We start from the raw sequence: 20,116 nt of genomic DNA, 5'->3' as shown, positions 1-20,116 counted from the left end.
TACCACAGCGGTCGAGGCGCATTGCACTAACCTCGGTGCTGGGGCCTTTGGCTTGTTGGTCTCACATCACCGCGCCGATTTGCCAGGGCACAAACTCGTTGTCACCCATGTCGTTTTCTTCACTGCAGGTTTTGCGCCCAGAGGCTGTTGCGAGCATGAGTTCGAACAAGCGTGCGCCCGCTTCGGCCACCGATTCTTCACCGTCGACAATCCCTCCGGCATTGAAATCCATGTCCAATGACATGCGTTGAAACAGCCGGGTGTTGGTGGCGATTTTGAGCGACGGGGTGGGTTTGCAACCATAGGTCGAGCCACGCCCGGTAGTGAAGCAAATCAGGCTCGCCCCGCCCGCTACCTGGCCAGTGGCCGACACCGGGTCGTACCCGGGAGTGTCCATGAACACAAGGCCTTGGTGCTCGACCGTCTCGGCATATTCATACACCCCCATCAGGCCTGTAGAACCGGCCTTGGCCACTGCGCCGAGAGATTTTTCGAGAATGGTGGTGATACCTCCAGCCTTGTTCCCAGGCGATGGATTGTTGTTCATGTCGCCGTGATGCTGGCGTACGTACTCCTCCCACCAATGAATCCGCCCCATCAGTTTGTCGGCTATCGGCGCCGAGGCCGCGCGGGCCGTCAGCAAGTGCTCGGCACCATAGATCTCCGGGGTTTCCGAGAGGATCGCAGTACCGCCATGACGCACCACCAAGTCAACTGCCGCACCCAGCGCCGGGTTGGCGGTGATCCCGGAATAACCGTCCGAGCCACCGCACTGCAGGCCAACAATGAGGTGGCTGGCCGACACGCTGCTGCGTTGCTGGCTGTTAACCTGCGCGAGCATGGCCCGTACCAGACAGATGCCACGTTGCACCGTTTCACGGGTGCCCCCTGCGTCCTGGATCACCAGACTGGCCTTGAGCACTGCAGTGCGGTCGGCCAACTGCTCCATCAGCGGGGCCAGTTGATTGACTTCACATCCCAGACCGATGACCAGCACACCCGCGAAATTCACATGATCGGCATAGCCGCGAAGTGTGCGCTTGAGGATCTCGATACCTTCGCCCTTGGCCCCCATGCCGCAGCCGCTGCCGTGGGTGATGGCGACCACGCCGTCAACATTGGGGTAATCGCGCAGAAACCCGGCATCGAACGCCGCAGTAATTTGTTTGCACACGGTGGCCGAGCAATTGACGCTGGAAATTACCCCGATGTAATTGCGCGTACCGACACGACCGTCTGCACGAACATAGCCAGCAAAACGAGCCTGGTCAGTGTGGTAAACGGTGGGCTGGTAGACGTTGGCCAACGAGTGGATGGAACTGGCCAGCGGCATCTGCAGGTTGTGCACGTGAACATGCTCACCGGGACGCAGATCGCTGCTTGCCTGGCCGATGATCTGGCCATATTTGCGTACCGGCTGTCCCTGGGCCACATCGCGCAGGGCGATTTTATGTCCCGACGGGATATCGGCAAGCGCGGTAACGCACAGGCCATCGGCACACAGTAGCTGGCCACAGGCGATATCGCCGCGTGCAACCGCGACGTCATCACCTGCAGTCAGTACCAGTAATGATGAGTTAGCAGGGTTCATGTTGGTTCCTCAACGGTTCAGGTGCGCTGCTCAGGCCTTGGCGGCAGAGGCAGCGCCACGCTCCTAGCACTCGATAATGGCTTTGACCACGCCTTGCTGCGGGTCCAGCAGAGTGGTGAACCGGGTGGCAACTTCGCTAAGCGGGATGCGGTGGGTGTTGAGTGCCTGATCCGGGATCAAACCGTCGCGCAGGCATTGCTCGACATAGCGGAAGTCTTCAACGGTGGCATTGCGACTGCCCATCAGGGTGGCTTCGCGCTTGTGGAACTCAGGGTCGGAGAAGGTAATCGAGTCACGCACCACCGAGATCATCACGTAAGTGCCGCCGTGGGCGATAAATTCAAAGCCGCGCTCCATCGCCCGGGCGTTGCCGGTGGCATCGAACACCACATCATAGAAATCGCCTTCAGTCAGCTCGGCCAGCGCCTCTTTATCACCTTCGCCAATTTTCACTGCCGCGTGAATATTCAAGTGCTTGCGGCAAAAATCCAGGCGGTCGTCACGGGTATCGAGCACGGTGACCACAGCCCCGCGCAGCCCGGCAAATATTGCCGCCGCCATGCCTATCGGCCCGGTGCCGACTACCAGCGTACGCTGCCCGGCCTGGAGGTTGGAGCGGCGCACTGCATGGGCACCGATGGACAAAAACTCGATCATTGCCGCTTGGTCCAGCGAAACCCCCACGGCCTTGTGGATGAACTGATGGGCGACGCTCAGGTATTCGGTAAAGGCGCCATCACAGTGCACACCGAGCACCTGGATACGGGTGCAGCAGTTGGTCTTGCCCTGGCGGCAGGCGATGCAAGAGCCACACGAGATGTAGGGCATTACGTAGACAACATCCCCAGCGACCAGGCCACTGCCCTCGTCACTGGCTTCGACGATCCCGGAAAACTCGTGCCCCATGACCCGCGGGTACTCCAGAAACGGCTGGTTGCCGGTAAAAATGTGCAGGTCAGTACCACACACCCCCACCCGCTTGATTCTGATCAGGGTTTCACCGGGCTGGCGGTCAGGCATCGGGCTTTCGATAGCGGTGAGCGAGCGCGGCTCGTTACAGATAACAGTCAACATTTTTTATTCTCCGTCGTTAGTGCAAGGGCTAACGGGTATTGGCGAGACGAGTGAGGGGGGGGCAAACAAGGGGGGCGCAGCAACGCAGGGAGCAAGACAGGGCATCTGGATCTCCTATTGTTGTTGGCTGGCTTGAGTGCCGCCTGGATGATCACGCCTCGAAAACTACACGCAGGAAAAAATATTGGCAAGACCAATTTGTTATTTATCTTAATTGGCCTTACCAGATCGATCCTCAGCCAATAGCATCCATCTCCCTGGCAACCAGATCCTCAAAGCGCTCTCTGTGACGCACGATCCGATACTCCTCGCCTATGACCAGCACTTCAGCCGGGCGAACTTTCGAGTTGTATTGGCTGGCCATGCTCATGGCGTAAGCACCTGCCGAAAAAATGGCCAGGGTGTCACGCTCCGAAAGTATTGGCAGAGGTCGCGACAACGCAAAAAAGTCGCCGGTTTCACAAATCGGCCCCACTACATCCACGGGCGATAGCGTGGCGTGTGAATCGGACTTCGAAGAAGTGCTCAGGTGTGTCCAGTGCCCGCTGAAATGCCCATATCGGATCGGCCACATGGCATGGTGTGCGCCGTAAAGCGTGGGCCGGAGCAAGATATTCATGCCCGCATCGACAATCACAATCTGCCGATCCCAGCCCTCCTTGATGTATTCGACACGCGTCAACAGCACACCAGCATTGGCGCTGATAGAGCGGCCGGGCTCGATCACGAACCGCACCCCCCGCGCCTTGAACCCCAGTAGCCGCTGAGAAATAATCCGCCCCATTTCCTGCAACGAAATGCTCGCGCAATCAGAGGCCTCATAAATGGCCGCAAAGCCACCGCCAATATTGATAGTTTCGACAGTGGCGCCTGCCTGCTCCACCTCATCCAGCAGTTTCTCGATGACATCAATGCAAGCCAGATAAGACGCGCTGTCATGGATAGGCGAACCAATGTGTGCATGGATTCCGACAACGTCGACGTTGCCGTACAACCCTGGCGCGTAAAGACGTGCCGAACGTGTCACCGGAATGCCGAACTTGGTTTGACGCCCTCCTGTGGCGGTTTTCTGCGGCGTATCGCGATCCGCCACATCGGGATTGATCCGGATTGAAACCCTGGCCCTGCAGCCGTACTGAGCGGCAATCGCATCGATCCTCGCCAGTTCACCCTCAGACTCGACATTGAACTGATAGATCCCTGCCTGCAGTGCATAGGTGATCTCTTGCACAGACTTGCCCACGCCTGCAAACACAATGGTTTCAGGGCGAGCACCGGCCAACAGCGCACGGTAGATTTCGCCCCCGCTGACCACATCCAGCCCCGCCCCCTGCTCAACCAGAAGCTTCAGGATGCTCAAATTGCTGCAGCTTTTGACCGAAAAACAAATCAGCGGGTCAATCGTTTGAAAAGCGTCACGCATGCTCTTTAAATGCGCCGCCAGGGTACTCGTGGAATAGACAAACAACGGCGTACCCAACTTTTCAGCCAGGACTTCCAAGTCCACCCCTTCGGCATGCAAAACACCTTGCTTGTAACTGAAACCATCCATTGGAACCTCTCTGAAAATCAGCGGGCATACTTGCTTGCCTGCCATTTTCTGCAAGGTTCAGATAGATTAAAAATACTACTTTATACGTAATCAATTCATATCTGATATGGTCAAAAACTCACCATTACCGAGGCAAGGATCGCCATGGCGTCGCTGAACTTCAGGCATATCGAGATATTCTGGGCGGTCATGACAGCCGGTAGCGCTACCGCCGCAGCGGCCCTGTTGCGCACCTCACAACCGACCATCAGTCGAGAACTGGGCAGGCTGGAGTCGCTGACCGGCTTGACCTTGTTCAAGCGCACCAATGCCAGGCTGGTCCCGACTGAACAGGCGCTACTGCTCTTCGATGAGGTCAAGAGGTCTTACTTCGGCCTGGAACGGATCGTCAAGGCAGCTGACGCCATTCGCCAGTACCGGCACGGGCAAATCAGCATCGTTTGCCTGCCAGCTTTCTCCCAGGCAGTGGCGCCCAAGGTCTGCAAACATTTCCTGGATCAATACCCCGCAGTGGGAATCAGCATTACGCCCCAGGATTCGCCGTTGCTCAACGAGTGGCTTTCTTCGCAGCGTTTTGATCTGGGACTGATAGAAGACAACAGCGCTCCCCCGGGCACCGATCTGGAGACCATCTTCACCTCGGATATCGTCTGTATCCTGCACACCGGGCACCCGCTGTGTGCCAAGGCGGTTCTGTACCCCGAAGACTTTGAGCACCAGCCGTTCATTTCTCTGGCGAGCAACGATCCCTATCGCAACAAGATCGACAGTTTATTCGACAGTTCGGGGATCAGCAGGCAATTGGTCGTTGAAACGCACAGCGCAGCGGCAGTTTGCGCAACGGTAGCCCTGGGGGTAGGCATTTCCATTATCAACCCGCTCACGGCACTGGCCTACGCGAAGCTCGGGTTGGAAATTCGCAGGCTGTCACTTTCCATTCCGTTCACCGTCAGTGTGGTGCGCCCCCTGCATCGCCCCTACTCTCCATTGGTCGATAACTTTATCAGTTCATTGAAGCATTGCTGCCTGGAGCTGAGCGATCAATTGCGATCCATCATTGACAGCGATGCCTTGGCATAACTGACTGACCGGCTTGTTGTCATCGCGAGCAAACCCGCTCCCACAGTGGTTATTTCAACCTTGTGGGCGCGGGCTTGTTCGCGATGGCAACGTCAGATCAATCCGACAGGCCCACCGCCTTGGCCCGTGCCGAATGCAGTTTTTTGTAGCTGTCGATCAACCGCAGGTGCCTGTCGAGCCCTTCCAGCTTCATGCTGGTAGGTGTCAGGCCATGGAAACGCACGCTGCTTCGCACCGAGCCGATCGCCGCGTCCATCCGTTCGTTGCCGAACATGCGGCGAAAGTTGACCTCGTAGTCTTCCAGTTCCAGGTCTTCGTCCAGTTCCATTTCCAGCACCGCATTCACGGCCTGGTAGAACAAACCACGATCAACGGTGTTGTCGTTGTACTGGAGGAACATTTCCACCGCTTCTTTTGCCTCTTCATACTGCTTGAGGGCAAGGTAGATCAGCAGCTTCAGCTCCAGGATCGTCAGCTGACCCCAGGCGGTATTGTCGTCAAACTCGATGCCGATCAAGGTGGTTATATCGGTGTAGTCATCCAGCTCGCTTTCAACCAGACGCTCAACCAGCGCTTTCAGCTCTTCTTCGTCGAGGCGGTGCAGGTTCAGAATATCGGCGCGGAAGAACAGCGCTTTGTTGGTGTTATCCCAAATCAGATCGTCAGCCGGGTAGATTTCCGAATAGTCCGGTACCAGGATGCGACAGGCCTTAGCCCCGAGATGTTCGTACACCGCCATATACACTTGCTTGCCCATGCCCTCAAGAATGCCGAACAAGGTCGCGGCTTCTTCGGCGTTGGCGTTTTCACCCTGGCTGGTGAAGTCCCATTCAACGAATTCGTAATCGGATTTTGAGCTGAAAAAGCGCCATGACACCACACCGCTGGAGTCAATAAAGTGCTCGACGAAATTATTCGGCTCAGTCACCGCATGACCTTCGAAAGTCGGCTGGGGCAGATCGTTCAGGCCTTCAAAACTGCGCCCCTGAAGCAACTCGGTCAGGCTTCGTTCCAGCGCCACTTCCAGGCTTGGGTGGGCACCGAACGAGGCGAAAACACCGCCGGTACGCGGGTTCATCAAGGTGACGCACATCACCGGAAATTCACCGCCCAGGGACGCATCCTTGACCAGCACAGGAAACCCCTGCTCTTCCAGTGCCTGGATCCCGGCAACAATGGCCGGGTACTTGGCCAGCACCTCTTGCGGCACATCCGGCAAGGCGAACTCACCTTCAATGATTTCGCGTTTTACCGCACGCTCAAAGATCTCCGACAGGCACTGCACCTGAGCTTCAGGCAGGGTATTGCCGGCGCTCATGCCGTTGCTCAGGAACAGGTTTTCGATCAGGTTGGACGGGAAATACACCACCTCGCCATCCGACTGACGCACGAACGGCAGCGAACAGATGCCGCGTTCTTCATTACCGGAGTTGGTGTCGATCAGATGCGAGCCACGCAGCTCGCCTTCGCGGTTGTAAATCTTCAGGCAGTACTCATCAAGAATCTCGCTCGGCAGCGCGTCCTTGGCCCCCGGCTTGAACCAACGCTCTTCCGGGTAATGCACGAACGCTGCATTAGCGATTTCTTCGCCCCAGAACTGATCGTTGTAGAAGAAGTTGCAATTAAGACGCTCGATAAACTCACCCAATGCCGACGCCAGCGCGCCTTCCTTGGTCGCGCCCTTACCGTTGGTAAAACACATCGGCGATTGCGCATCGCGGATGTGCAGCGACCACACATTGGGGACGATATTGCGCCACGAAGCGATTTCGATTTTCATGCCCAGGCCAGCCAGAATGCCGGACATATTGGCGATGGTTTGCTCCAGCGGCAGATCCTTGCCTGCAATGTAAGTGCCGGTCTCTGAATCGGAAACGGGCATCAGCAGCGCCTGGGCATCGGCGTCGAGGTTTTCCACCTCTTCAATCACAAACTCAGGGCCCGCTTGCACGACCTTCTTTACGGTGCAGCGGTCGATGGAACGCAAAATGCCCTGACGGTCCTTTTCAGAAATATCTGCCGGCAGTTCGACCTGAATCTTGAAAATCTGGTTGTAGCGGTTTTCCGGGTCAACAATGTTGTTCTGCGACAGGCGGATGTTTTCCGTGGGAATGTTGCGGGTCGCGCAGTACAACTTTACGAAATACGCCGCACACAACGCCGACGAAGCCAAAAAGTAGTCGAATGGGCCTGGAGCCGAACCATCGCCTTTGTAGCGAATCGGTTGATCGGCAACGACCGTGAAATCATCGAACTTGGCTTCAAGTCGAAGGTTGTCGAGAAAGTTGACCTTAATTTCCATGCGGGATTACCAGAATAACGAGCTAAACAAAATGGCGGCCATTATCCGATTTTTCGGCAGCAAGTGTTGCGCTTTTCAGAAATGAACCCGCCTGCGACAGCGTCCGCCCTTCAAATCGGACGATCCACAGCGGCTGAATCGCCTGCTGCAGCACTCGGACTGAAAGCCGACAAGTGAAGGGGCTGCTACAGGGACATGCGCTCCACCAGCGGGCAACCCACCCTGTGGGTGAAGGGTTCGTCCTTGCTCTCGATCAGGTGCAGAGCTGCACGCTGACCCATTGCGTAATAGGGCAATTGCACAGTGGTCAATGGGGGATAGAACAGCTCTGCAACGCCCACCATATTGTCGAAACCGAGCACGGCAATGTCAGCCGGAATTTTCAGGCCCTGGCCGAGCAGAAACTGGTAGGCGATCAGGGCAATACGATCATTGCCGCAAATCAGCAGATCAAAACCGGGCACTGAGGGCGACTCAGCCAACTGCCGGCTGAGCTCGCTGATGACTTCTTCATAGCCATCATCCGCGGACAGGTCGTATTGCTGGATGCTGTCCAGGGCAAGCCCGGCCTCCTCAAGGGCGCGCGCCAAACCTTGCTGGCGTAGCTGCCAGGCCATGCTGTGGCGCGGCAGATTGATGCACAGCGGGCGTCGATAGCCGCGCTGCAACGCCAGACGCACGCCCTGGTACTGGCCGTCTTCATCATCCGGGACATAGCACGCCACATCAGGACTGCTGCTCAAGCAGTTGCTCAGCACCAAAGGGTAATCGCGCAACACTGCGGGAATATCCAACTCACGCAATTGCATGGCACTGAACACAATCCCGTCAGGTCGATGGGACAGCATCAGGTCGATGGTTTGCTGGTTTGGAGGGGTTTCGAAGACGTTGATGATAAACACGCTCCAACCGTTCTCCCGCGCCGTGCGCTCCAGTGCCAGCAGCATGTCCACGGCGAAAGGCGTGGTTGCGGTGTCAAGGGCGAAGACGCCGATTGTCTTGCTGCTGGAAAGACCGCCGCGCATCTTGCGTGCAGACTCGCTGGGTACATAACCCAGGGTCTCGATGGCCTGGCGCACTGTGGCCAGGGTTTCTGCGTTGAGTTTTTGCGGGGTATTGATCGCTCGGGACACGGTCATCAGGGAGACCCCTGCCAATCGTGCGACATCTTTAACCGAAGCCATTTACAGCTGCCCTTGTGTGATTCTCTGTGCATGAGTCATATCGACCCGGAGCATGACATCAAGCCTGCAGTGGCGCAAACCGCAGCAGGGCAGCCGACTTGCGGCCAGGCGCCCTGCCCGGAAACGGCGGCTTGCAAGCACCAAAAAAACCGGTTGCTGCGAACGTGCTGCCAGTAGACCTGAACGACGGTGCCGCAGACAGCGAGTTCAACGTGCGCCAGACCTACTCCAAACTCGACCATTTGGCGTCGTTCCAGAACAGCCCGATGTTTCGTGATGCACGGCTGTAGGCAGGCAAGCGCCACGACCTGGATAATGACGCGGGTGCAAGCCCGCCCGCACAAAAATCAGACCTGGCCGACCATCGGCACAAGGAATACCCTATGTTTTTCGTATACCATATCTTTTTTCCAGCGAACGATGACCGCCGTGGCCCACCCAAAATTTAATGCTCCCGACTTGGGCAACTCCCCTTCCACGTCGGAAATCATCACCCTGCACCTGCGTGATGCCATCGTTGCCGGGCACTTCGCTGAAGACGAGCCGATCCGTCAGGACGATATCGCCCGCCAGTTCAATGTCAGCAAAATCCCGGTGCGCGAAGCCCTCAAACGCCTCGAAGCTGAAGGGCTGGTGATGTTCCAGCGTAATCGCGGAGCCATGGTCACGCGGATTTCCGAGGTGGAACTGGCACAGATGTTCGAAGTGCGCATGCTACTTGAAGACAAGTTGCTGCGCCTGGCCATTCCTAACATGACCGAAGACACCTTCGCCCGCGCCGAGCGCATCTGCCAGGAATTTGTCGGCGAAGATGATGTGGGGCGCTGGGCCGAACTCAACTGGGAACTGCACGCCTGCCTTTACGAGCCTGCGCAGCGCCCGTTCATGATCAGCCTGATCCGTTCGGTCAATGACAAGCTTGAACGCTACCTGCGTATCCAGATGAGTTTATCGGCAGGCAAGCACCGCGCCGATCACGAACACCGCGAGATTCTCGACGCCTGCCGTGCCGGTGATGTAGAGCGGGCGGTCAAATTGCTCGACGAGCACATTGCCGGTGTATGCAAAACCCTGTTTGAGCATTTGCCGCAGAGCCATTGACCTGCGCAAGGACCAAACACCTGTAGATACTCTGTTCCAGATCAAGCCCTTAGTGGGAGCGAGCCTGCTCGCGAATGATTTTCGCGAGCAGGCTCGCTCCCACGGTTGAAGTATCTCTGTACGCTCCTCAGGCAGGTTTCAGTAAACCGTGATAGCCAGATCAATCCCCAATATGTGCATGCGGGCAAGCGTGCCGAAACAGAGCGGGTAAGTCAGGCTGTGCGATAACTCATCACTTCGAAAACCGATATCCATTGTTTTTTGCGTACAGGCTTGCCACAGGGGTTTCAGCGCTTGCGGGAGCTGCTCAACAGCATCAAGCAGCACATTGATGCTCTCTTCAGGTGTGTCGTAACTACCCTGCGGGCCAAAACTTTCCAAAACCACTCTATGGCCAACACCTTCGAAATAAGAATCTTGCAAACAACTGACCGGACAATTGTCCTCATGCTCCGGCGCCATGGCCTGCGCGAGTAAAGTCAGGTCAACAGGAGCCGTCAGTAGCAAGTCTGTATTGATGTAGCTCACGATGGTTCACGCTCTCAAGAAATCCCCTCGCGCCCATACTGCCTAAAGCCAAAGCCATAACCAATACCGCAAAATGCCACTAAGTGTTCCCTTGTGGGGCATTTCCTACGGCAATGCTCCCTTCTGTAACACCACCCTGCTACCCGGCCATCCCTCCTGCTCCTGAGTGCCATCACACAAGCCAGCAAAAACCTCATTCGCGAACTGATTGCGGGCCTGTAGGAAAAATCGGCACATGATTTGCTAAACAAATATCGTATACGAAATTCTCAATACGACATTTAACAGCACTTCAACGACTTCGAGGCTTCTATGAAAAACCCCGTATTTGCCGTAGCCCTCAGCGCTGTTCTCAGTACCTCCTTTATTGCCACCGCCCAGGCCGACAAGCTTGATGACATTATTGGCTCGGGCAAACTGCGCTGCGCCGTGACCCTGGACTTCCCGCCGATGGGTTCGCGTGATGCCGCCAACAAGCCGGTAGGCTTCGATGTGGACTACTGCAACGACCTGGCGAAAGTACTCGGAGTCGATGCCGAAATTGTCGAAACACCTTTCCCCGACCGTATCCCGGCGCTGGTCTCGGGTCGCGCCGACGTTATCGTGGCATCCACCTCGGACACCTTGGAGCGCGCCAAAACCGTTGGCCTGAGCATTCCGTACTTCGCGTTCCAGATGGTGGTGCTGACCCGCGACGATACCGGCATCAACAGCTTCGCCGACCTCAAAGGCAAGGCGCTGGGCAACACCAGCGGCACTTATGAAGCCATCGCCCTGGAAAAAGACGTGAAAAACTGGGGCAGCGGCTCGTTCCGTGCCTATCAGTCGCAAAACGACACCTTGTTGGCCGTTGCCCAAGGCCATATTGAAGCCACCGTCGTCACCAATACCGTGGCCGCAGCTACCCTTAAATCAGGCAAGTACAAAAACCTCAAAGTCGCCGGTAACGCGCCTTACGTGGTTGATTACGTGTCCCTAGGCGCCAAGCGCAACGAGTACGGCCTGCTCAACTACCTCAACCTGTTCGTCAACCAGCAAGTACGCACCGGACGCTACAAGGAGCTGTGGGTCAAATGGGTCGGTACCGAGATTCCACCGGCTGATCTGACCGTACCTCACGTCTACTACTGAGGTATCCAGCATGTCCGGGAAAAGTTCTCTTGCCGGTCGCAGCCTGGTTGATGGCGCGGCCTTTGGCCCTTTGCTGTACGCCGATGTCGGCCTGAGTTTCTGGGGCGGCGTCGACCCGTTCAGTGGTGAGGTGATTGACCGTCACCACCCGCTCAGCGGGCAATGCCTGGCTGGCCGGGTACTGGCAATTCCAAGCGGGCGCGGCTCCTGTACCGGCAGCAGCGTGATGATGGAATTGATCAGCAACGGCCACGCCCCCGCCGCACTGGTGCTGGCTGAAGCCGATGAGATCCTGACCCTTGGCGTGCTGGTGGCCCGGACCCTGTTCGAACGTTCCCTGCCGGTGCTGTGCATCGGCAAGGAAGCGTTTGGCGCCTTGCGCGGCAAAGCGTTCGCCAGGGTCGACGGCACACACCTGAGCCTGTTCGACTCGGTGCCTGACGACACCACATCAGAACCGCTCAGCGATGTACCCACTACAGATTCCGCTACCCCGATTGAGCTGACCGAGCACGATCGGGCACTGCTCGACGGTAGTTACGGAAAGGCGGCCCAAGTCGCGATGCAAATCGTGCTGCGCATGGCGCAACTACAAAGTGCCGGGCAACTGATTGACATTACCCAGGCCCATATCGACGGCTGCATTTATACCGGGCCTGCGAGCCTGCGCTTTGCCCAGCAACTGGTTGAATGGGGCGCCAAGGTACGGGTGCCCACCACTCTTAATTCGATTTCCGTTGACCAGCGGCGCTGGCGTGAACTGGGCTTAGACCCGGCGCTCGGCGTGCCGGCCAGTGCGCTGGGCGATGCGTATATGGCCATGGGCGCGCAACTGAGCTTCACCTGCGCGCCTTACCTGCTCGACAGCGCGCCCAAGGCGGGCGAGCAGATCGTCTGGGCCGAATCCAACGCGGTGGTTTACGCCAACAGCGTGCTTGGCGCACGCACGCTCAAATACCCCGACTATCTGGATATTTGCATCGCCCTCACCGGCCGTGCGCCGTTGATTGGTTGCCATCTGGAAAGTCAGCGCAAGGCCCGTCTGCACGTCGAGTTGCCGCCGCTGGCCAACCTCGACGACGCCTTCTACCCCCTGCTCGGCTATCACATTGGAGCCCTGGCCGGCAGCCGCATCCCGCTGGTTTCAGGACTGGAGCAGCAGCACCCGGACCACGACGACCTCAAAGCCTTCGGCGCGGCCTTTGCCACCACCAGCGCTGCACCGCTGTTTCATATCGCAGGCGTTACACCCGAAGCGCTGAATCCGGAGCAGGTAGTGGATGGCCCGTTACCGGTGATCAAGATCAGCCTGCAGGACTTGCGGCTGAGCTGGCAGGAACTCAACAGTGCCCGCGACCCCAAGGTGGATGTGGTGTCGCTGGGCAACCCGCACTTCTCCCTCAGCGAATTCGCCCATTTGGCACGCCTGTGTCAGGGCCGCCAGCGCCACCCGGAGGTGGTGCTGGCGATCACCTGTGGTCGCGCCATCCTGGAACAAGCTCGCGCAGCCGGGTATATCGCCGTGCTCGAAGCCTTCGGCGCCACGCTGGTTAGCGATACCTGCTGGTGCATGCTCGGTGAGCCGGTGATCCCGCCTGCCGCCAGAAACCTGATGACCAATTCGGGTAAATACGCCCATTACGCCCCCGGCCTGGTGGGGCGCAAGGTGCATTTCGCCAGCCTCGCCGAGTGTGTGGATGCGGCATGCAGCGCCACGGCCAGCGGTCGCTTGCCGTTGTGGCTGCAAACCACTGCCTCACTGGAGAACCCTGCCCATGTTTGACTACACCTTCCAATGGCGCTCTGCCCTTCGGGCCTTGCCCGACATGCTCGCAGGCGCTGTGGTCACCTTCGAGACCGCCGCACTGTCGATGATTTTCGGCGTGCTGATCGCCCTGGCCCTGACGGTGATGCGCGAAACCAAAAACCCGCTGTTGCGCGGCGTTGGCAATGCCTGGGTATCCATTGCCCGCAATACCCCGTCGCTGTTCCAGATTTATGTCCTGTACTTCGGTCTCGGCTCCCTAGGCCTGCATGTCAGTTCATGGATCGCTCTGTTGGCCGGGATCACGTTCAACAACGCAGGCTACCTGGCGGAAAACTTTCGCGGCGGCCTCAAAGCCGTGCCCGATACCCAGATCCGCGCGGCACGCTCACTGGGCATGAGTGCGTTTCAGACCTACCGCATGATCGTGGTTCCGCAACTGTTGCGCATTGTCTTCTACCCGCTGACCAACCAGATGGTCTGGGCCGTGCTGATGACCTCACTGGGGGTGATCGTGGGGCTTAACAATGACCTCACTGGCGTGACGCAGGACTACAACGTCAAAACGTTCCGCACCTTCGAATACTTCGCCATTGCCGCGGTGCTGTATTACCTGATTGCCAAAGCGATCGTTGCAGTAGCCCGGCTGATGGCCTGGCGACTGTTCCGTTACTGAGGACTCACCCATGTTTTCCACCAGTTTTACCTGGAACGACTTTTTGTTTTTGCTGGACGGGGCCTGGGTCACCCTGCAACTGACAACCTGGGCAATTTTGCTCGGCACCGTTGCCGGATTGCTGTTCGGTCTGCTGCGCGCCTTGCTGCCACGAGCCAGCCTGCCGCTGGCCTGGGTGCTGGATGTGTTTCGCAGCGTGCCGTTGCTGATCCAGTTTGTGTTGTTCAACTCGCTCAAAAGCATTGTCGGCCTGAACATCAGCGCCTTCAGCGTCGGGTGCATCGTGCTTGGGGTTTACGCCGCCGCGTACTTCACCGAAATCGTGCGCAGCGGTGTGCTCGCGGTGCCATTTACCACGCGCCGGGCCAGCCGCTCGCTGGGCCTGAGCTACTTGCAGGACTTGCGTTACATCGTGCTGCCCATCGCCATGCGGGTGGCCTTTCCCGGCTGGCTCAACCTGGTGCTCAGTGTGATGAAAGACACCGCCCTGGTGATGTGGATCGGCATCGTTGAACTGCTGCGCGCCTCGCAAACCATCGTCACTCGTATTCAGGAACCGATGCTGGTGTTGTGCATCGCGGGCCTTATCTATTACGTCATGAGCCTGGTGGTTGCCCGCCTTGGCGCTCGCCTGGAAAAAAGGTGGCAAGAAAATGATTGAGATCGACAACGTCCACAAATCCTTCGGCGAACTTGAAGTGGTCAAGGGCGTGAACCTGACCGTCAACAAGGGCGAAGTGGTATCGATTATCGGCGGCTCAGGCTCCGGCAAGTCGACCCTGTTGATGTGCATCAATGGCCTGGAACCGATCCAGAAAGGCCATATCCGCGTCGACGGCATCGAAGTCCACGACCGCGCCACCAACCTCAACCACCTGCGGCAGAAAATCGGCATTGTGTTCCAGCAATGGAACGCCTTCCCGCACCTGACCGTGCTCGAAAACGTCATGCTCGCGCCGCGCAAGGTACTGGGCAAAAGCAAGGCCGAAGCCGAGGCGCTGGCCGTGCAGCAACTGACCCATGTGGGCCTTGGCGACAAGCTTAAAGCTTTCCCCGGCAAGCTCTCCGGCGGCCAGCAACAGCGCATGGCGATTGCCCGCGCCCTGGCCATGTCACCGGACTACATGCTGTTCGACGAAGCCACCTCGGCCCTCGACCCGCAGTTGGTGGGCGAGGTGCTGGACACCATGCGCATGCTCGCCGAAGACGGCATGACCATGGTCCTGGTCACTCACGAAATCCGTTTTGCGCGGGATGTGTCCGACCGTGTGGCGTTCTTTCGCAATGGCCTGGTGCACGAAATCGGCACCCCCGATCAAGTCATCGGCAACCCTGTGCACGCGGAAACCGCGGCGTTCCTCAAATCGGTAAAATAGGAGCAGAACATGCGTTCATCGAAGGTCATTCATGTGGTCAGCTGTCACGCCGAGGGCGAGGTCGGTGACGTGATCGTTGGCGGTGTGGCGCCACCACCCGGGGCTACGGTGTGGGAGCAGTCACGCTGGATTGCCCAGGACGAAACCCTGCGCAACTTCGTCCTCAATGAACCTCGCGGCGGCGTGTTCCGTCACGTCAACCTGTTGGTGCCAGCCAAGGATCCACGGGCACAAATGGCCTGGATCATCATGGAGCCGGCCGACACGCCGCCGATGTCGGGTTCCAACTCCATCTGCGTGTCCACCGTACTGCTCGACAGCGGCATTTTGCCGATGACCGAACCGCAAACCCGGCTGGTGCTCGAAGCCCCTGGCGGGCTGATCGAAGCGGTTGCCGATTGCCGCGACGGCAAGGTGCAGCGGGTCGAGATCAAGAACGTGCCCTCCTTCGCTGACCGTCTGGATGCCTGGATCGAAGTGCAAGGCCTGGGCTCGATCAAGGTCGACACCGCCTATGGCGGCGACAGCTTCGTGCTCGCCGATGCCAAGGAACTGGGCTTTTCCATCAGCCCGGATGAAGCCAAGGACATCGTCGAAGTCGGCTTGAAGATCACCCACGCCGCCAACGAGCAACTGGGCTTCGTCCACCCGCTGAACCCGGACTGGTCGCATATCTCTTTCTGCCAGATCGCCGCCCCCGTGGTGTATGAAAACGGTATTGCCAGCGGCGCCAATGCCGTAGTGATCCGTCCGGGCAAGATTGACCGCTCCCCCTGCGGTACCGGTTGCTCGGCACGCATGGCGGTGTTGCAGGCCAAGGGCGTGCTGAAGGTTGGGGATCGTTTTGTGGGGCGCTCGATCATCGGCTCCGAGTTCCATTGCCGCATCGACTCCATGACCGAAGTCGCCGGGCGCGCAGCGATCTACCCGTGCATTTCAGGCCGTGCCTGGATTACCGGCACCCACCAGCACCTGCTCGACCCAAGCGACCCGTGGCCGCAGGGCTATCGCCTTTCCGATACCTGGCCGGGGGCCTGAACAAACTGGAACCAGATACACCCTGTAGGAGCGAGCCTGCTCGCGAAGGTCGTTATCGCGAGCAGGCTCGCTCCTACAATTGGAATTTGTACAAAACGCTCGAAATTAATCGTATACGAAATACCATTATAAAACCGGAGGCAACAAACATGTGCAAGCGCATCAACTGGAGTGGCGTCTTCCCTGCGGTGACCACTCAATTCAACGATGACTTCACCATCAACCTGGACAAGACCCACCAGGTGATTTCCAACGTGATCCGTGACGGCGTCTCGGGCCTGGTGGTGTGCGGTTCGGTGGGGGAAAACACCTCGTTGACCGCCGAAGAGAAAATCGCCGTGACTGAAGTCGCGGTGGACGCCTCCCGCGGTCGGGTGCCGGTGATCTGCGGCGTGGCCGAATTCACCAGCGTGCAAGCCGCCAAGGTGGCCAACGCGGTGCGCAAGGTCGGCGTCGATGGCGTCATGCTGATGCCCGCGCTGGTCTATGGCTCCAAGCCCTTCGAAACCGCCGAGCATTACCGCTACGTGGCCAAAAACGCCGACGTGCCGCTGATGGTCTACAACAACCCGCCCATCTACAAAAACGACGTAACCCCCGAAATCCTGATTTCCCTGGCCGATTGCGACAACGTGGTGTGCTTCAAGGACTCCTCGGGTGATACCCGCCGCTTTATCGATATCCGCAATGAAGTCGGCGACCGCTTTGTGCTGTTTGCGGGCCTCGACGACGTGGTCCTCGAAAGCCTCGCGGTGGGTGCCGAAGGCTGGGTATCGGGTATGTCCAACGTGTTCCCAAAAGAAGGCGAAACCATCTTCCGTCTGGCCAAGGCCGGGCGTTTTGCCGAAGCCATGCCGATCTATGAGTGGCTGATGCCGATCCTGCACCTGGACGCCCGCGCCGACCTGGTGCAGTGCATCAAGCTGTGTGAAGCGATTGCCGGTCGCGGCAGCGCGCTGACCCGCCCACCGCGTTTGGCCCTGCCCCGGGAAGATCGTGAATTTGTCGAGCGGATCATGGCCAAGGCTCTGGCCAACCGTCCGCATCTGCCCGATGTCGGTCTTTGATTGATTGCCGGGGCGGGCGTTTGAGCGACCGCCCCGGCCCACCTGTTTTCACGGCCCTACAGGACACACTCCATGTCGACCAAACCCTCTCACGCTACAACCACTCCGGCGGGACTGAAACGCGTCGTGGCCGCAGCCATGGCCGGCACAGTCGCCGAGTGGTATGAGTTCTTCCTCTATGGCACCGCCTCGGCACTGGTCTTCGGCCAGCTGTTTTTCCGCCAGACCGACAGCCCGATTGACGGCATCATCGCCGCCTTCGCCCTGTACGCGGTCGGTTTTCTCGCACGGCCAATAGGCGGTCTGGTGTTCGGTCACTACGGTGACAAATTCGGCCGCAAGCGCTTGCTGCAACTGAGCCTGGTGGTGGTCGGTATCACCACCTTCCTGATGGGTTGCCTGCCTGGTTTCGACAGTATTGGCTATGCCGCGCCGGTGCTGCTGGTGCTGCTGCGCCTGATTCAGGGCTTCGCCTTCGGCGGAGAATGGGGTGGTGCCATTTTGCTGGTTTCCGAACACTGCCCGGATAACCGCCGGGGCTTTTGGGCCAGTTGGCCGCAAGCCGGGGTGCCCGCAGGCAATCTGGTAGCCACCGTGGCATTGCTGCTGTTGTCGACAACCTTGTCTGAAGCGGACTTTCTCGCTTGGGGCTGGCGTATAGCGTTCTGGTTCTCGGCAGTTGTGGTACTGATCGGCTACTGGATCCGCACCAGCGTCGATGATGCGCCGATCTTCAAGGAAGCCCAGGCGCGCCAGGCGCAAAACAAGCAACAACAGCTTGGTGTGGTTGAAGTGCTGCGTCACCACTGGCGCTCGGTACTGGTGGGCATCGGTGCCCGCTTTGCGGAAAACATTCTGTACTACACCGTGGTGACCTTCTCGATCACCTACCTGAAACTGGTGGTGCACAAGGACACCTCAGAAATACTGCTGCTGATGTTCGGTGCTCACCTGCTGCATTTTTTCATGATCCCGCTGATGGGCTATCTGTCCGATCTGGTCGGGCGCAAGCCAGTATATCTGGTGGGTGCCGTACTCACTGCGTTCTGGGGTTTTGTCGGATTCCCGATGATGGACACCGGCAACAACTGGCTGATCATGGCGGCCATTACGCTGGGGCTGGCGATTGAGTCGATGACCTACGCACCGTACTCGGCGTTGATGGCCGAGATGTTCCCGACCCACGTGCGTTATACAGCATTGTCGCTGTGCTACCAGGTAGCGCCGATCTTTGCCGGTTCACTGGCCCCGCTGATCGCCATCACCTTGCTCAACAAGTACCACAGCTCGACACCCATCGCCTGGTATCTGGTCGGAGCATCGCTGATCTCGATCGTTGCCGTCGCCCTGACCCGCGAGACTCGTGGCAAGTCGCTGCATCAGGTTGATGCGGAATCTGCGGCGCGGATCTCGGCGCTGGGCGAGCCTGTTGCGCCAGCTTCTCGTCGTAGTGACTCATTGGCGTAAACACAACCGTCGCCGCTGAGGAGATACTTCAAGCGTGGGAGCGAGCCTGCTCGCGAAGAACATTCGCGAGCAGGCTCGCTCCCACCAGAGCTTGACCTAGAACAGAGTATCTACAAACGCAGCAGGATCAGTTAAGCACCAACGCCTGCAGATCGTTATACAAAGCCTGCGGGATCTGCACCCCCTCCACCTCGCTACGCGCCCGTGCCTCATAGCGTCGTTGTGACGGCAAACGCGCACCCTGCCCTTCAATACCGGCAAACAATACCTCGGCCCGCGCCAGATGCTGCTCGGTGGCAGCCCCCAGAAAACGCTGCGGATCGAACGCGATAATCAACTCGCCATGGTACGGCGACGACTTGCTGCCCGCGTCATACGCCAAGGACTCGGCACTGGTCAAATCGCCGATCAAGGGCCCGGCAATCAACTCCACCATCGCCGCCAGCGCCGAGCCTTTATGCCCGCCGAAAGTCAACATCGCGCCCGTATCGAGCACCACATTGGCATCGGTGCTCGGCTGCCCCTGGGCATCAACCCCCCAACCTTCAGGAATCGCCTTGCCCGCCCGGCGATGCAGCTCGATATCGCCACGGGCGATAGCGCTGGTGGCGAAGTCGAACACAAACGGATCACGCCCCGCCCGTGGCCAGCCGAATGCAATGGGGTTGGTGCCGAACACCGGTTGGCTACCGCCTGCCGGCGCCACCCAGGCATGACTCGGGTTGCAGGCCAGCGCCACCAGCCCGGCTGCGGTCAACTGTTCGATCTCCACCCAGAGTGCCGAGAAGTGCACACAACGATTGATCGCCAATGCCGCGATACCGTTAGCCCGGGTTTTTTCCTCCAGCAATGGCAAACCTGCCTGGAATGCCAATTGGGAAAAACCTCCCGCCGCATCCACACGCACAATTGAAGGCGCCTGATCGATCACTTGTGGCACGGCATCAGCACAAACCTTGCCCGCACGCAGTGAGTTCACACAACCGAGTACCCGGTAAAGCCCGTGGGAAGCACAGCCATCGCGCTCCCCGGCCAGCACCGTAGCGCTCACCGCACGGGCATGGGCCTGGTTGAAACCGTTATGCAACAAGATCGATTCGGCCAGCTCGTAAGCCTCGGCCAGGGTCAGTCGGATCATCATCAGCTCCTTTAACAGACCTTCCAGACTGGCCCATTGCAGACCT

18 protein-coding genes are annotated in these 20,116 nt (G+C 58.5%); 11 read left to right on the top strand and 7 right to left on the bottom strand.

Annotation, left to right across the window (positions count from 1 at the left end; genetic code table 11):
- Positions 1–61 precede the first annotated feature (61 nt).
- From V6L79_RS14665 to lysA, 3 genes are all read right to left on the bottom strand, one after another.
- Positions 62–1,591, bottom strand: a complete 1,530-nt coding sequence (locus tag V6L79_RS14665; RefSeq protein WP_338579049.1) for an altronate dehydratase family protein — start codon at positions 1,589–1,591, stop codon at positions 62–64.
- A gap of 63 nt (positions 1,592–1,654) precedes the next feature.
- Complete coding sequence (locus tag V6L79_RS14660; protein ID WP_261742208.1) at positions 1,655–2,665, bottom strand: zinc-binding alcohol dehydrogenase family protein; 1,011 nt, start codon at positions 2,663–2,665, stop codon at positions 1,655–1,657.
- Between the two features lie 235 nt (positions 2,666–2,900).
- Positions 2,901–4,217 (bottom strand): diaminopimelate decarboxylase, encoded by a 1,317-nt coding sequence (lysA, locus tag V6L79_RS14655; RefSeq protein WP_338579048.1) that lies wholly within the window; start codon positions 4,215–4,217, stop codon positions 2,901–2,903.
- Positions 4,218–4,361: 144 nt separating this feature from the next.
- Between lysA and V6L79_RS14650 the strand changes: the two genes are divergently transcribed.
- Complete coding sequence (locus V6L79_RS14650; RefSeq protein WP_338579047.1) at positions 4,362–5,297, top strand: LysR family transcriptional regulator; 936 nt, start codon at positions 4,362–4,364, stop codon at positions 5,295–5,297.
- A gap of 97 nt (positions 5,298–5,394) precedes the next feature.
- Here V6L79_RS14650 and V6L79_RS14645 read toward each other — a convergent pair whose 3' ends face one another.
- Positions 5,395–7,599, bottom strand: coding sequence for an OsmC domain/YcaO domain-containing protein (locus V6L79_RS14645; protein ID WP_261742205.1), 2,205 nt, complete (start codon positions 7,597–7,599; stop codon positions 5,395–5,397).
- Between the two features lie 185 nt (positions 7,600–7,784).
- Positions 7,785–8,783, bottom strand: a complete 999-nt coding sequence (locus V6L79_RS14640) for a LacI family DNA-binding transcriptional regulator (RefSeq protein ID WP_321837127.1) — start codon at positions 8,781–8,783, stop codon at positions 7,785–7,787.
- A gap of 131 nt (positions 8,784–8,914) precedes the next feature.
- On the opposite strand from V6L79_RS14640, the gene V6L79_RS14635 reads away from it, so the two are divergent.
- Both V6L79_RS14635 and V6L79_RS14630 read left to right on the top strand, forming a co-directional pair.
- Positions 8,915–9,073, top strand: coding sequence for a hypothetical protein (locus V6L79_RS14635; RefSeq protein WP_261742203.1), 159 nt, complete (start codon positions 8,915–8,917; stop codon positions 9,071–9,073).
- 139 nt (positions 9,074–9,212) lie between these two features.
- Positions 9,213–9,884, top strand: coding sequence for a GntR family transcriptional regulator (locus tag V6L79_RS14630; RefSeq protein ID WP_261742202.1), 672 nt, complete (start codon positions 9,213–9,215; stop codon positions 9,882–9,884).
- A gap of 138 nt (positions 9,885–10,022) precedes the next feature.
- Here the strand turns inward: V6L79_RS14630 and V6L79_RS14625 are convergent, their stop codons facing one another.
- Entirely contained in the window at positions 10,023–10,412 is a 390-nt protein-coding gene (locus tag V6L79_RS14625; RefSeq protein ID WP_261742201.1) for a UDP-glycosyltransferase family protein, read from the bottom strand.
- A gap of 312 nt (positions 10,413–10,724) precedes the next feature.
- Between V6L79_RS14625 and V6L79_RS14620 the strand changes: the two genes are divergently transcribed.
- From V6L79_RS14620 to abaF, 8 genes are all read left to right on the top strand, one after another.
- Positions 10,725–11,543, top strand: a complete 819-nt coding sequence (locus tag V6L79_RS14620) for a transporter substrate-binding domain-containing protein (protein WP_261742200.1) — start codon at positions 10,725–10,727, stop codon at positions 11,541–11,543.
- 10 nt (positions 11,544–11,553) lie between these two features.
- Entirely contained in the window at positions 11,554–13,326 is a 1,773-nt protein-coding gene (locus V6L79_RS14615) for an aconitase family protein (RefSeq protein ID WP_338579046.1), read from the top strand.
- Positions 13,319–13,984: an amino acid ABC transporter permease gene (locus V6L79_RS14610; RefSeq protein WP_261742198.1), complete on the top strand. Its 666-nt coding sequence runs from the start codon at positions 13,319–13,321 to the stop codon at positions 13,982–13,984. The genes V6L79_RS14615 and V6L79_RS14610 overlap by 8 nt, the downstream gene beginning before the upstream one ends.
- A gap of 10 nt (positions 13,985–13,994) precedes the next feature.
- Complete coding sequence (locus V6L79_RS14605) at positions 13,995–14,645, top strand: amino acid ABC transporter permease (RefSeq protein WP_261742197.1); 651 nt, start codon at positions 13,995–13,997, stop codon at positions 14,643–14,645.
- Positions 14,638–15,360 (top strand): amino acid ABC transporter ATP-binding protein, encoded by a 723-nt coding sequence (locus V6L79_RS14600; RefSeq protein ID WP_338579045.1) that lies wholly within the window; start codon positions 14,638–14,640, stop codon positions 15,358–15,360. The genes V6L79_RS14605 and V6L79_RS14600 overlap by 8 nt, the downstream gene beginning before the upstream one ends.
- A gap of 9 nt (positions 15,361–15,369) precedes the next feature.
- Entirely contained in the window at positions 15,370–16,398 is a 1,029-nt protein-coding gene (locus V6L79_RS14595; protein ID WP_321837132.1) for a trans-3-hydroxy-L-proline dehydratase, read from the top strand.
- A gap of 149 nt (positions 16,399–16,547) precedes the next feature.
- Positions 16,548–17,465 (top strand): dihydrodipicolinate synthase family protein, encoded by a 918-nt coding sequence (locus tag V6L79_RS14590; RefSeq protein ID WP_338579044.1) that lies wholly within the window; start codon positions 16,548–16,550, stop codon positions 17,463–17,465.
- A 72-nt stretch (positions 17,466–17,537) separates the two neighbouring features.
- Complete coding sequence (abaF, locus tag V6L79_RS14585) at positions 17,538–18,932, top strand: fosfomycin efflux MFS transporter AbaF (protein WP_261742193.1); 1,395 nt, start codon at positions 17,538–17,540, stop codon at positions 18,930–18,932.
- A 127-nt stretch (positions 18,933–19,059) separates the two neighbouring features.
- On the opposite strand, the gene V6L79_RS14580 is transcribed toward abaF, so the two are convergent.
- Positions 19,060–20,070 carry an Ldh family oxidoreductase gene (locus V6L79_RS14580; protein ID WP_321836502.1) on the bottom strand — a complete coding sequence of 337 codons (1,011 nt, stop codon included), beginning with the start codon at positions 20,068–20,070 and terminating at the stop codon, positions 19,060–19,062.
- Between the last annotated feature and the right edge of the window lie 46 nt (positions 20,071–20,116).

The sequence above is a fragment of the Pseudomonas sp. ML2-2023-6 genome (assembly GCF_037055265.1).
GTDB classification, from domain to species: domain Bacteria; phylum Pseudomonadota; class Gammaproteobacteria; order Pseudomonadales; family Pseudomonadaceae; genus Aquipseudomonas; species Aquipseudomonas kulmbachensis.
Note: the sequence above shows the minus strand (reverse complement) of the source record. Positions and strands in the feature narration are given on the sequence as shown.